At 65.1% G+C, this 13,346-nt stretch carries 13 protein-coding genes; 11 read left to right on the top strand and 2 right to left on the bottom strand.

Annotated features, from left to right (window positions below):
• Positions 1-90: 90 nt before the first annotated feature.
• From rpsB to gloA, 11 genes are all read left to right on the top strand, one after another.
• Entirely contained in the window at positions 91-894 is an 804-nt protein-coding gene (gene rpsB, locus ACO07K_RS11405; RefSeq protein WP_422036049.1) for a 30S ribosomal protein S2, read from the top strand.
• A 75-nt stretch (positions 895-969) separates the two neighbouring features.
• On the top strand, positions 970-1,896 hold the full coding sequence (gene tsf / locus ACO07K_RS11400) for a translation elongation factor Ts (RefSeq protein ID WP_422036048.1): 927 nt from the start codon (positions 970-972) through the stop codon (positions 1,894-1,896).
• 66 nt (positions 1,897-1,962) lie between these two features.
• Positions 1,963-2,688, top strand: coding sequence for a UMP kinase (gene pyrH, locus ACO07K_RS11395; protein WP_298308890.1), 726 nt, complete (start codon positions 1,963-1,965; stop codon positions 2,686-2,688).
• A gap of 2 nt (positions 2,689-2,690) precedes the next feature.
• On the top strand, positions 2,691-3,245 hold the full coding sequence (gene frr, locus ACO07K_RS11390; protein WP_298308887.1) for a ribosome recycling factor: 555 nt from the start codon (positions 2,691-2,693) through the stop codon (positions 3,243-3,245).
• Positions 3,245-3,985: an isoprenyl transferase gene (locus ACO07K_RS11385; RefSeq protein ID WP_422036047.1), complete on the top strand. Its 741-nt coding sequence runs from the start codon at positions 3,245-3,247 to the stop codon at positions 3,983-3,985. Before frr ends, ACO07K_RS11385 begins: the two co-directional genes overlap by 1 nt.
• Positions 3,954-4,658: a phosphatidate cytidylyltransferase gene (locus ACO07K_RS11380; protein ID WP_422036046.1), complete on the top strand. Its 705-nt coding sequence runs from the start codon at positions 3,954-3,956 to the stop codon at positions 4,656-4,658. The genes ACO07K_RS11385 and ACO07K_RS11380 overlap by 32 nt, the downstream gene beginning before the upstream one ends.
• Complete coding sequence (dxr, locus tag ACO07K_RS11375) at positions 4,655-5,857, top strand: 1-deoxy-D-xylulose-5-phosphate reductoisomerase (RefSeq protein WP_422036045.1); 1,203 nt, start codon at positions 4,655-4,657, stop codon at positions 5,855-5,857. Before ACO07K_RS11380 ends, dxr begins: the two co-directional genes overlap by 4 nt.
• 30 nt (positions 5,858-5,887) lie before the next feature.
• Positions 5,888-7,267, top strand: coding sequence for an RIP metalloprotease RseP (gene rseP / locus ACO07K_RS11370; protein WP_422036044.1), 1,380 nt, complete (start codon positions 5,888-5,890; stop codon positions 7,265-7,267).
• A gap of 118 nt (positions 7,268-7,385) precedes the next feature.
• Positions 7,386-9,683 (top strand): outer membrane protein assembly factor BamA, encoded by a 2,298-nt coding sequence (bamA, locus tag ACO07K_RS11365; protein ID WP_422036043.1) that lies wholly within the window; start codon positions 7,386-7,388, stop codon positions 9,681-9,683.
• Between the two features lie 17 nt (positions 9,684-9,700).
• Positions 9,701-10,177, top strand: coding sequence for a 3-hydroxyacyl-ACP dehydratase FabZ (fabZ, locus tag ACO07K_RS11360; protein WP_422036042.1), 477 nt, complete (start codon positions 9,701-9,703; stop codon positions 10,175-10,177).
• 25 nt (positions 10,178-10,202) lie between these two features.
• Positions 10,203-10,613 (top strand): lactoylglutathione lyase, encoded by a 411-nt coding sequence (gene gloA, locus ACO07K_RS11355; protein ID WP_422013801.1) that lies wholly within the window; start codon positions 10,203-10,205, stop codon positions 10,611-10,613.
• A gap of 362 nt (positions 10,614-10,975) precedes the next feature.
• Here the strand turns inward: gloA and gltA are convergent, their stop codons facing one another.
• Positions 10,976-12,274 (bottom strand): citrate synthase, encoded by a 1,299-nt coding sequence (gene gltA / locus ACO07K_RS11350; RefSeq protein ID WP_422036041.1) that lies wholly within the window; start codon positions 12,272-12,274, stop codon positions 10,976-10,978.
• A gap of 120 nt (positions 12,275-12,394) precedes the next feature.
• Positions 12,395-13,294: a DMT family transporter gene (locus ACO07K_RS11345; RefSeq protein ID WP_422036040.1), complete on the bottom strand. Its 900-nt coding sequence runs from the start codon at positions 13,292-13,294 to the stop codon at positions 12,395-12,397.
• Between the last annotated feature and the right edge of the window lie 52 nt (positions 13,295-13,346).

Raw genomic sequence — 13,346 nt, 5'->3', positions numbered from 1 at the left:
CGGTCGACGGGGAGACATCCCGCCGCTCGCTCCGGTGTTCCCATGTCGGGGACGACGCCCGCGGAGGCTCAACCGGAAAAGGAGAACGGCATGACCATGCCGACGTTTACGATGCGCCAGCTGCTGGAAGCCGGCGTTCATTTCGGCCATCACACGCGCCGCTGGAACCCGAAGATGAAGCCGTACCTGTTCGGGGTGCGCAACGGGATCCACATCATCGATCTCACCAAGACCGTGCCGCTGCTCGAGCAGGCGCTGCGCCAGGTTCGCGACGTCGTCGCGAGCGGTGGCCGTGTCCTCTTCGTCGGCACCAAGCCTGCCGCGGCCGAACGGGTCGCCGAGGCGGCCAAGCGCTGCGGCCAGTACTATGTGAATCACCGCTGGCTGGGCGGCATGATCACGAACTGGAACACGATCTCCGCGTCGATCAAGCGACTGCGCGAGCTCGACGAGCGCCTCAAGGGCGACGTCGTCGGCCTGACCAAGAAGGAACAGCTCGACCTGACCCGTGAGCGCGACAAGCTCGAGCGGTCGCTGGGCGGCATCAAGGAAATGGGCGGCACGCCCGACCTGCTGTTCATCATCGACACCAACAAGGAATCGATCGCGGTGCTGGAAGCCCGCAAGCGCGGCATTCCGATCGTGGCGGTGGTCGACAGCAATTCGGACCCCGACGGCATCGACTTCCCGATCCCGGGCAATGACGACGCGATCCGCGCCGTGTCGCTCTACTGCGACCTGCTCTCGAGCTCGGTGCTCGATGGCATCCGCGCCGAAATTGCCGCCACAGGCGGTGACGTAGGCGCGATGAGCGAGATGCCGGCCGAGGAAATTCCCGTCGCCGAGGACCCGGTGGCCGAGGCAGCACCGGCCGAGGCAGCGCCGGCCGAGTAGACCGGCCCCTCGACTACGCGAAACAAACGGGGCCGGTCGGAAGACCGGCCCTTGTTGTACCAAACGGAGCAAGACATGGCTGAGATCACTGCATCGCTCGTCAAGGAACTGCGCGAGAAGACCGGCGCGGGCATGATGGATTGCAAGAAGGCGCTGGGCGAGACGGCGGGCGACGTCGAGAAGGCGGTCGACTGGCTGCGCACCAAGGGCCTGTCGGCGGCCTCCAAGAAGGCCGGCCGCGTCGCCGCCGAGGGCCTCGTCGGCGTGGCCGCCGACGGCACGCGCGGCGCTGTCGTCGAGGTCAATGCCGAGACCGACTTCGTCGGCCGCAACGACCAGTTCCAGAAGTTCGTGGCCGCGGCGACCAGGCTCGCGCTCGAGACCGGCGGCGATCTCGCCAAGGTCGCGGCGTCGCCGTTCCCCGGCTCTGACCGGGACGTCCAGGGCGAGCTCACGAACCTGATCGCCACCATCGGCGAGAACATGAGCCTGCGCCGCGCCGCCTCGCTGTCTGTGTCCGACGGCGTGGTCGTGGCCTATACCCACAACGCCGTCGCGCCGGACCTCGGCAAGATCGGCGTGCTGATCGCCCTCGAGTCGACCGGCGACAAGGCCAAGCTCGGGGCGCTCGCCAAGCAGCTCGCCATGCACGTGGCGGCGACCAACCCGCAGTCGCTCACCGTCGCCGACCTCGACCAGGCGGCGATCGAGCGCGAGCGCGCGGTCCTCGCCGAGAAGGCCGGCCAGCAGGGCAAGACCGCCGAGATCGTCACCAAGATGGTCGAGGGCGGCCTGCGCAAGTTCCACCAGGAGGTGGTGTTGCTCGAGCAGGCTTTCGTCATCGACGGCAAGACCAAGGTCTCGAAGGTCGTCGAGGAAGCCGCCAAGCTGGTCGGCGCTCCCGTCCAGCTGACGGGCTTCCTGCGCTTTGCCCTGGGTGAGGGCATCGAGAAGAAGAACGAGGATTTCGCAGCCGAGGTGGCTGCCCAGCTCAAGAAGTAGTATTGAATTCCACCGGCGCGCGGACTAGGTCCGCGCGCCCAAGACAAACGTAATCAGAGGCATCTGATGCCGTCGGGCCCCCAATATCGCCGCGTCCTTCTCAAGCTCTCTGGCGAGGGGCTCATGGGGAATCGAGAATACGGTCTCGATCCCGACATGGTCGGAATGGTCGCACAGGAAGTGAAGACCGTTCACGAGATGGGCGTTCAGGTCTGTCTGGTGATCGGCGGCGGCAACATCTTCCGCGGTGTGTCGGGCGCAGCGTCGGGCATGGACCGGGCCAGCGGCGATTACATGGGCATGCTGGCGACCGTCATCAATTCGCTGGCCATGCAGAGCGCCCTCGAGCGGCAGGGCCTGCAGACGCGCGTCCAGTCGGCGATCCCGATGACGACGGTGTGCGAGCCCTATATCCGGCGCCGCGCCGTGCGCCATATGGAGAAGGGCCGCGTCGTGATCTTCGCGGCCGGCACCGGCAATCCCTTTTTCACGACGGATACGGCGGCGGCCCTGCGCGCGGCCGAAATGGGCGTCAATGCGCTGCTGAAGGGCACGCAGGTGGACGGGGTCTATTCCGCCGATCCCCTCAAGGACAAGAACGCAAAGCGCTACGACACGCTCACCTACCTGGAAGTGCTGGCCCGCGACCTGCAGGTCATGGATGCATCGGCCATCTCGCTGGCCCGCGAGAACCGCATTCCCATCATCGTCTTCGACATCCACAAGCCCGGCGCGTTCGCTTCGACGATGCGCGGCGAGGGAACCTTTACGATCATCAAGAACGAGGCCTGAACATGTCTGCCGACCTCAACGAGCTCGAGAAGCGCATGCATGGCGCGATGGATGCGCTGAAGAAGGAATTTGGCGGCCTGCGTACGGGCCGCGCCTCGGTGAACCTGCTCGATCCGGTGATGGTCGAAGCCTACGGCCAGCGCATGCCGCTGAACCAGGTCGGCACGGTCAGCGCGCCCGAGCCGCGCCTGCTCACCGTCAGCGTCTGGGACAAGGGCCTCGTGACGCCCACCGCCAAGGCGATCCGCGAGGCCGGCCTCGGCCTCAACCCGTCACCGGACGGTCAGATGATCCGCATTCCGATCCCCGAGCTGACCACGGAGCGACGCAACGAACTGGCCAAGCTTGCGCACAAATATGCCGAGCAGGGCAAGGTCGCCGTCCGCAACATTCGACGCGACGGCATGGATGCGCTGAAGAAGGCCGAGAAGGATCACAAGATCTCGGAAGACGAGCACCGCCAGAAGGCCGACGAGGTCCAGAAACTGACCGACCGCTACGTCAAGCTGGTCGACGACGCACTGGTCCAAAAGGAAAAAGAGATCAAGACGGTCTGATGCCCACGGCGCCGTTGCCCGCCAATCCCGACGCTGGGGCGGGACCCCAGCACGTCGCCATCATCATGGATGGCAACGGGCGATGGGCGAAGGCGCGTGGTCTGCCCCGTGTCGCGGGGCATCGCCGGGGAGCCGACGCGGTGCGCCGGGTCGTGCGCGGCGCCGGCGAGCTGGGAATACCCGTCCTGACGCTGTTCGCCTTCTCGACCGAGAACTGGACGCGGCCGGCGGACGAGGTGGCCGATCTCATGGGTCTGCTGCGCCACTATCTGCGCAGCGAACTCGATGAACTGCGCAAGAACGGCGCCAGGCTCCGGGTCATCGGCAAGCGGGAAGGGCTGGCGGCGGACATCGTGCGCGACATCGCCGACGCCGAGAGCACGACCGCCGGCAACACGCGGATCGACGTCAACATCTGCATCAATTACGGCGCGCGCGACGAGATCCTGCGGGCGACGCGGCGGCTCGCACAACGGGTCGCGGCGGGAGAGATCACGGCCGACAGCATCGACCAGGCGAGCTTCGAGAGCGAGCTCCTGACCGCGGGCCTGCCGGATCCGGACCTGCTGATCCGGACCAGCGGCGAGCAGAGGATCAGCAACTTCCTGCTTTGGCAGTGTGCCTATTCGGAGCTGGTTTTCGTCGACACGCTGTGGCCGGACTTCGGCAAGGATCACCTGGAACACGCCATCGTGGAGTTCCGCAGGCGTGAGCGGCGTTATGGCGGCATCGGAAAATAGCGCCCCGGCGCGCGGCGGGCGCTTCGGCGGCCTGCTGCTGCGGGCGCTCTCGGCCGTGGTGCTCGGGCCGTTGCTGCTCGCGGCGGTCTGGTTCGGCTTTCCCTGGATCGACCTCGTCGCGGCGATCGCGGCCCCCGTGATGATTCTCGAATGGTCGCGCCTGACCCGCGGCGCGCCCGTCCTGCGCGTGCTTGCCTGCCTGTACGGGCTTGCGGCGCTGGTCGCGCTGCTGTGGCTGCGCCATCAGCCGGCTTCGGGACGCGAGACCATTCTCTGGGTGCTCGCCTGCATCTGGGCCACCGACATCGGGGCCTACTTCGTGGGCCGCACGGCCGGCGGTGCAAAGCTCGCGCCGAGCATCAGCCCGGGCAAGACCTGGTCTGGCCTGATCGGCGGCATGGCCTGGGCGGCGGTCGCGAGTGCGGCGGTGGGCTATGCATTCGGCCTGGGGGAGACCGTTCATCTGGCAATCGCCGGAGCGGCGCTCGCGATCGTGGGACAGGCAGGAGACCTGCTCGAGTCGGCCGCTAAGCGGCGGGCCGGCGTCAAGGACAGCGGTCGCCTCATTCCGGGCCACGGCGGTCTGCTCGACCGGATCGACGGGCTGATGGCCGTGCTCGTCGCGGTGGCGATCGCCCGCCTGGTCGCCGGGGGCGCGTGGCCCTGGACATGAAGAAATGGGTCGCGCCATCCCCTGAAAACCCGCGCCATGTGACGATCCTGGGCTCGACCGGCTCGGTCGGACAGAGCACCGTCGATCTCATCGGGCGCGATCCGACGCGCTATCGTGTCGAAGCGCTCGTCGCCCGCCGTTCGGTGGAACTGCTGGCGGAGCAGGCGAGGCGGCTGCGGGCGCGGTTCGCGGTGGTCGCCGATCCCGATCAGTACCGTTCCCTCAAGGAGGCGCTGGCCGGCACCTCGATCGAAGTCGCGGCCGGTCCCGAGGCGGTCGTGGAGGCCGCGTCGCGCCCAGCCGAATGGGTGATGGCCGCCGTCGTCGGATTCGCAGGGCTGGCGCCCACGCTCGTGGCCGCCCGTCGCGGCGCCATGGTGGCGCTCGCGAACAAGGAAGCGCTGGTCTGTGCCGGACGCCTGCTGATGGACGCGATCGACCACTCCGGCGGCGTGCTGCTGCCCGTGGATTCCGAGCACAACGCGATCTTCCAGGTGTTCGAGCCCGACCAGCATCGCGCGATCGACCGGCTCATCCTGACGGCCTCGGGCGGACCCTTCCGCAACTGGTCGCTGGCCGACATGGCCGAGGTGACTCCGGAACAGGCGCTGGCCCATCCCAACTGGGACATGGGCGACAAGATCTCGATCGATTCGGCCACCATGATGAACAAGGGACTGGAGCTGATCGAGGCGCAGCTCCTGTTCGGATTGCCGGAGCGGCAGGTCGACATCGTCGTGCACCCGCAATCGGTGATCCACTCGATGGTCGCCTATTGCGACGGGTCGGTGCTTGCGCAACTCGGGACGGCCGACATGCGCATCCCGATCAGCCACGCGCTGGGCTGGCCCTCACGGATCGATGGACCGGCGGCGAAGCTCGATTTCATGGGGATTCCGGCGCTGACCTTCGAGCGGCCCGATTCCGGCCGCTTTCCCGCTCTAAGGCTGGCACGAGAAGCTCTGGTGACGGGCGGCTATGCCCCGATCGTGCTCAATGCGGCGAACGAAGCGGCGGTGGCTGCTTTCCTCGCGCGGCGGGTTCGCTTTCTCGACATCGCACGGATCGTCGAGGACGTGATGTCCGGATGGAACGGTCTGTCGGAAGCGGTCGGTGGCCTGGAGCAGGTCGAGGCGGCCGATCTCGAGGCGCGAAGGCTGGCGGAGGAGATCTGCCGGACGAGACTGCTGAGTTGTTGAAGTGTCGTGAGATTTGAGGTCGAGTAGGGCATGCAGAGCATGGTCAGCCTGTTTACGACGTATCTGCCGTACTTCGTCCTCGTATTGACGCTGCTCGTCTTCGTTCACGAATACGGTCATTACTGGGTCGGACGGCGCTTCGGGATTCATGCGGAAGTCTTCTCGATCGGTTTCGGCCCCGAGATCTTCGGCTGGACCGACCGCAACGGCACCCGCTGGAAGGTTTCGGCGATCCCGCTGGGTGGGTATGTGAAGTTCCTGGGCGACAATGATGCGACCAGTGCGACTCCGACCGACGAGCCCCTGTCTCCAACCGATCGCCGGCGGGCCTTCTTCAGCCAGCCGCTCTACGCCCGTGCCGCCGTCGTTCTCGGCGGGCCGATGGCCAATCTCCTGTTCGCATTCGTGCTGCTGACCGGCGTCTATTTCTTTGCCGGCGAACCCTATACGCCGGCAACCGTGGCTGTTCAGGTGGACGGGCCGGCTGCCAAAGCCGGCCTGCGTTCGGGCGACGAGATCGTCCGCCTCGCCGACAAGCGGGTCGACCGCTACGAGGACATCCAGGAATCCCAGTTCCTGTACTGGGCCAAGCCGATGCCGGTCGAATATCGCCGCGGCAACCAGCTCCTGCACGGCGAGATCCAGCCGCAATATTGCGAGCGCACGGATCGTTACAACAACATGCTGCGCTACGGCGATCTCGGGATGGACCAGTACATCCGTCCGGTCGTCGGCGGCTTCACGGCCAACAGCCCGGCGGAGGCGGCCGGCCTCAAGGTCGGCGATCTCCTGGTGGCGATCGACGGCAAGCCCGTCGATTATTTCTCGCGAATCCCGGAATTGATCGGCAGCCGCGGCGGCGAGCCGGTGACCGTCAGGTACGAGCGCGACGGCGGCTTCGGCGAGACCACGGTCGTGCCGATCGTCGACAAGATCGTCGATTGCGCCGGCAAGGAGCAGATCGTCGGCCGCCTGCGCATCCGTCCGGCGGCAGTGACCGAGCTCCGTGACCATGGTGTGATCGGCGCCATGGGAGCGGGGGTGCGTGCCGTCTGGGGCATGACCTCGATGTTCTACACCTCGATGGGGCAGATCCTGACCGCCACCCGGCCTGTGGATGAACTGGGCGGGCCGATCCGGATCGCCAAGGCTGCGGGCGAGGCGTCCTATGCGGGCTGGGCTGGAATCCTCAATCTCGTCATCGCTTTGTCCGTCGTGCTGGGCATCTTCAACCTGTTGCCCGTCCCGATGCTCGATGGCGGTCATCTGGCGATGTATGCTTATGAGGCGGTACGCGGAAAGCCGCTCAGCCTGCGGGCCCAGGAGGTCGGGCTCAAGCTCGGATTTGCACTCGTGATCGGCATGGCGCTGATCGCAACTTTCAATGACATCAGGCTTTTGCTGCGCTGAGTTGATGCGTTGGCGTGACTTCGGAACGGGGGACAAAAGGGGTGGCTTACGCCCCCTTGCCGGTCTAGAAAGCTGCGTTCACGTCTTTGACCATCGGCAGGTCTGACTGGCGCCGGGGGTGAGTTTGATCTTTCGTTGGGCCGCACTGGCCGTCTTTGCAATCCTGGCCTTCACCGCCCCGGCACACGCGCAGCGTGGCGCTGCCGTAGGCGGCGCGATTTCCGGGATTCAGATCCAGGGTAATGTTCGCTCGGAGCCGGAGACGATCCGGTCGTACCTGCAGCTCAAGGTCGGCGAGCCGTTCGACGCGGCCGCGGCCGACCGCACGCTCAAGGCGCTGTTCGCGACGGGGTTGTTCTCCGACGTCGTGATCGAGATGCAGGGCACGACCCTCGTCGTGAAGGTCACGGAAAACCCGATCATCAATCGCGTCGCCTTCGAGGGGAACAAGAAGATCGACGACGACAAGCTGCGCGACGAGGTGCAGTCCAAGCCGCGGCAGGTCTTCACGCGCGCGCGCGCGCAGTCGGACGTCGATCGCATCCTGACCATCTATCGTCGCAGCGGCCGCTACAACGCCTCCGTCGAGCCGAAGATCATCAGGCTCGAGCAGGGGCGCGTCGATGTCGTGTTCGAGATCAACGAAGGCGATGTCACCGGTGTGAAGCGCATCAGCTTCGTGGGCAACGAGGCGTTCGGCGACGGCACGCTGAGGGGCAAGATCCGTACCTCCGAGAGCGCCTGGTGGCGCTTCCTGAGCTCCGACGACCGCTTCGATCCCGACCGCCTCAACCTCGATCGCGAGCTGTTGCGCAAATTCTACCTCTCCGAGGGCTATGCCGATTTCCGCGTGGTCTCGGCCGTCGCAGAACTCGCCCCCAATCGTGAAGGGTTCTTCATCACCTTCACGATCCACGAGGGCGATCGCTACAAGTTCGGCAAGGTCGACGTCACGAGCCGGTTCCAGGGCCTCAACGTCGACGTGCTGAAGACGTTTCTGACCATCGCCGAGGGCGACTGGTACGACGCCAACGCGGTCGAAAAGTCGGTCTCGAACATTTCCGAGGCGGTCGGATCGCTGGGCTACGCCTTCGTGGACGTCCGGCCGAACATCCGGCGCAACCGGGACAACAATACCGTCGACGTGACCTTCGATGTCCAGGAAGGACCCCGCGTCTACGTCGAGCGCATCAACATCTCGGGCAATACGCGCACCCTCGACAAGGTGATCCGCCGCGAGTTCCGTCTGGCCGAGGGCGACGCCTTCAGCACGGCCAAGGTCCGCCGCAGCGAGCAGCGCCTGCGCAATCTCGGCTTCTTCGAGAAGGTCGATATCGCCGCGGCACCGGGGTCGGCGCCGGACAAGACCAACCTCGAGGTTCAGGTCGTCGAGCAGAGCACCGGAGAAATCTCTCTCGGCGCCGGTTATTCGACCACGGCAGGCATCGTCGGCGACATCTCGGTCAAGGAGCGCAACCTGCTCGGCAAGGGCCAGGAAGCGCGCGTCGGCCTGTCGATCGGCACCCTCAGCACCTCGATCGACCTGGGGTTCACCGAGCCATACTTCATGGATCGGCAGCTTTCGGCCGGTATCGACCTCTTCAGGACGTCGAACGACCGCCAGAACATCGCGAGCTACAGCGACCGCAGCGTCGGCTTCGCCCTGCGTGCCGGCTGGGCCTACTCGGAAGAGATTCGTCAGCTGGTCCGCTACACGCTGCGGCAGACCGACATCTACAACGTCCAGCCGTGGGCGTCCTACGTCATCCAGGACAACCAGGGCACACAGGTGGTGTCCGAACTGTCGGAAACACTCATCTGGGATACCCGGGACCAGCGCCTGAACGCCACCAAGGGCTGGATGGTCCGCAATTCGATCGCAGCCGCGGGCCTGATCGGCACCGAGCAGTATTTCCGCACCACCGCGGACGCTGTCTATTACAAGTCGCTCTTCGAGGATGTCGTGCTGTCGGTCGGCGGGTCCGTTGGCCTCGTCTTGCCGATCAACAATTCCTACATCCGCCTGAACAATCTGTTCTTCATCGGCGGCGATTCGCTGCGCGGCTTCGCGGTCGGCGGCATCGGCCCGCGCGACGCGAACACGACCGATGCCCTCGGAGGCCAGTTCTACTACACGGCCACCACCGAACTATCCTACCCCCTGCCAATGGTTCCCAAGGAAGTGGGACTGCTGGGCAAGGCGTTCGTCGACGTCGGATCGCTCTGGGGCGTTCAGTCGCAAACCTACGGTCTGGCGTCCGTGCTGACCAGCCAGCTGATGCGCGCATCGACCGGTGTCGGCGTCCAGTGGATTTCACCGTTCGGCCCCATCCGGATCGACTATGCCATACCCCTGCAATATGAGGCGTGGGACAAGCAGCAGGCCGTGCGTTTCAGCTTCGGCACGCGCTTCTGAGCGGAGAGGCCAGGGTCATGAACGTCCAGATTGAGAATAGCAGCCCCGCCGCAGCGACCTCCGTCGACATCAAGCGGATCCTCGAGATGATTCCGCACCGCTACCCGATGCTGATGGTCGACCGCGTGATCGACATGCAGCTCGACCAGAGCGCGGTGGGCATCAAGAACGTCACGATCAACGAGCCGTTCTTCCAGGGACATTTTCCGTCCGAGCCGGTCATGCCGGGGGTCCTCGTCGTCGAGGCGATGGCTCAGACGGCGTGTGTGCTCGTCGTCTCGACATTCGGCGCCGCGTCGGAAGGCAAGCTCGTGTATTTCATGTCGATCGACGGCGTGAGGTTCCGCCGCCCGGTCGTACCGGGCGACCGTCTCGAGCTGCACGTAACGAAGGTGCAGAGCCGCGCCAATGTCTGGAAGTTTTCAGGCAAGGCGATCGTCGATGGTAAGGTGGCGGCGGAAGCGACGTTCGCCGCCATGATCCGCGACCGCTGAACCGCGAAAGAGCAGGGAGGGGATAATGCCCGATACCCAGTCCAATTTCCGAATGCTGCACACGATGATCCGCGTCATGGATCTCGACAAGTCGCTGGCCTTCTACACCGGTGCGCTGGGCATGAAGCTCTTGCGCAAGCGCGACGTGCCCGATGGGAAGTACAGCCTGGCCTTCGTCGGCTACGGCGACGAGCCCGAGCATTGCGTCGTCGAGCTGACCCACAACTGGGACCAGGCGAAGCCCTACGAGCTGGGCACCGGGTTCGGCCATCTCGCGATCGGAGTCCCAGACGTCTACAAGCTGTGCGAGGACGTCACGAAGGCGGGTGGCAAGGTCACGCGGCCGGCCGGTCCCGTGAAATTCGGGACGACCGTCATCGCTTTCGTGGAAGATCCTGACGGCTACAAGATCGAGCTGATCGAGCGTAAGGGCTGAGCGAAGCTCAGCCCGAAGAGCGACAGGACATTGCCTATGGCAATGTCCGGAAGCTTCGAAGAAAGAAGATCACCCGAAACTGAAGAAAAAGGCCCGCATTGCGGGCCTTAATTCTTAAAGGTCGGTGCTAGAAGAATCGCCAGTTCGCGGCCACCAAGGCCAACGCTGCGCCGGCAAGCCCGGCGAAGAACATCCATGCCCGCACACCCGGGGGACGGACATTGTCGTTGGCAGGACGGCCCACCCGCACGATACGCGGCTGGGCCTTCGGTGTCTGGGTGGCCGCCCAGGATGTTTCCCCCCGGCGCGGCCCGAATGATGATCTTGCCATATGCTTTTCGCTTCCCTCCCGGACAGCGAGCTCAGCCCCGCATGTGCAACGGCTTGTACGGACGCTCCGACTGGCCGTTGTAGAGCTGGCGCGGACGGCCGATCTTCTGGTCCGGATCCTCGATCATCTCGTTCCACTGCGAAATCCAGCCGACCGTACGGGCCACCGCGAAGAGAACGGTGAACATGGAGGTCGGGATGCCGATCGCCCGGAAAATAATGCCCGAGTAGAAGTCGACGTTCGGATAGAGCTTCTTGGAGACGAAGTAGTCGTCCTTGAGGGCAATCTGCTCCATCTCCATGGCCAGCTCGAGCAGCGGGTCGTGGGTGATGCCGAGCGAGGTCAGGACCTCGTGGCAGGTCTGGCGCATGACCTTGGCGCGCGGGTCGTAGTTCTTGTAGACGCGGTGGCCGAAGCCCATCAGGCGGGTGTGGTCCGCCTTGTCCTTCACGCGCGACAGGAAGCCCGGGATGTTCTGCTTGCCGCCGATCTCGTTCAGCATGTTGATGACGGCTTCGTTGGCGCCGCCATGGCTCGGGCCCCACAGCGAGGCGATGCCCGCCGCGATGCACGCAAACGGGTTGGCGCCCGAGGAGCCGGCGAGGCGGACCGTCGAGGTCGAGGCGTTCTGCTCATGGTCGGCATGGAGCATCAGGATGCGGTCCATCGCCTTCTCGACGATCGGATTGACCTCGTACTCCTCGGCCGGAACCGAGAACATCATGCGCAGGAAGTTGGCGGCATAGGACAGGTCGTTGCGCGGATAGACGAACGGCTGCCCCACCGAATACTTGTAGGCCATCGCCGCGATGGTCGGCATCTTGGCGACCAGGCGATAGGAGGCGACCATCCGCTGGTGCGGATCGTTGATGTCGAGCGAGTCGTGGTAGAAGGCGGAGAGGGCGCCGACGACACCGCAGCAGATCGCCATCGGATGAGCGTCGCGACGGAAGCCGCGATAGAACTGGCTCAGCTGCTCATGAACCATCGTGTGGTTCGTGATGTCCTTTACGAACTTGTCCTTCTGCGCCTTGTTCGGCAGATCGCCCTTCATCAGGAGATAGGCGACTTCCATGAAGTCGCTCTGCTCGGCGAGTTCGGCGATGTTGTAGCCGCGATGGAGAAGGATGCCCTCGTCACCGTCGATGTAGGTGATCTTCGAGCCGCACGATCCGGTCGAGGTGAAACCCGGATCGTAGGTGAACATGCCGGAGTCGCCGTAGAACTTGCGGATGTCGACCAGGCGCGGTCCGAGTGTGCCGTGGATGATCGGCATCTCGTAGGTTTTGCCGGTTTCGTTGTCGGTCAGCGTCGCGGTCGATTTGGCCATTGGTGAACTCTTTTCCAGGGCTCGATTCAAGCAAGGCGCGCGCACCCGCTGGGTGCCGTTCGCCGGTTCGGCGGCACCCTAACAAGCCCCTAAAGAAGGCGCAATTGAACAGCCGGGCCACTATTTCGCGGGGCGTAGAAAACGCACGATCCGGCCGTCCATCGCGGCCAACGAGAGGCCGATCAGGGTCATGCCCGCAAAGTGCCGCGGCGCCAGCCGCTCCCCGAGGACGAAGGCACCGAGCAGGATCGCTGTCACCGGTATCAGGAAGGTAACCAGCAAGAGGTTCGTCGCCCCGGCAGCCGCGAGAATGCGGAAATACAGGACGTATGCGAGAGCGGTCGAAAGCAGTGCAAGTCCACCGAGCGCTGCCCATGTGGTGGGGCTGGGAGGGGTGGGCAGCAGCCAGGGCCTGTCGGCAATCAGCATGATCGGCAGAATCAACATGGCGCTGAGGGTGACTTGGCCGGTGGCGGCTTCGACCGGCGCCACTCCCATCTTCGCAAAGCGCCGTCCGTAGACACCGGCGAAGGCGTAGGAGAGGGCGCCTCCGAGACAGGCGATCTGGCCTGCCGTGCCCCGGCTGCTGCCGATCAGGTCCGGTCCCATCAATATCGCGACGCCTCCGATTCCAAGCACGAGCGCGCCGAGCTTGAGGCCGCCGATGCGTTCGTCGTGAGTGATGAAGTGCGCAACGAGCAGGGTGAAGAGCGGCGTCGTGGCGTTGAGGATCGAGGCGAGCCCGGACGCGATCTGCGTCTGCCCCCAGAAGATCAGGCCGAACGGAATGAGGTTGTTGAGCAGCCCCATCGCGGCGTACGCGCGAAGGGGCGCCCCGGTGCGGAACAAGGGCCTGCCGGACGAAAGCATCACCAGGTTGAGGGCGAGGGCAGCGAGTGCCACCCGGCAGAACACCACCGTGAGCGGCGCCAGTTCGGCCAGAGCCACCTTGGCAAAGAAGAACGAACCGCCCCAGAGGACCGCCAGCGACAGCAACCAGATCCAGACTCGTGCGCTCATGGGCGGCACACTGGCCGCCCGCGGGCGTTGATTCTATCCGGCAGCCGCCAGC

The sequence above is a fragment of the Reyranella sp. genome, from assembly GCF_965228225.1.
GTDB lineage: Bacteria > Pseudomonadota > Alphaproteobacteria > Reyranellales > Reyranellaceae > Reyranella.
Note: the sequence above shows the minus strand (reverse complement) of the source record. Positions and strands in the feature narration are given on the sequence as shown.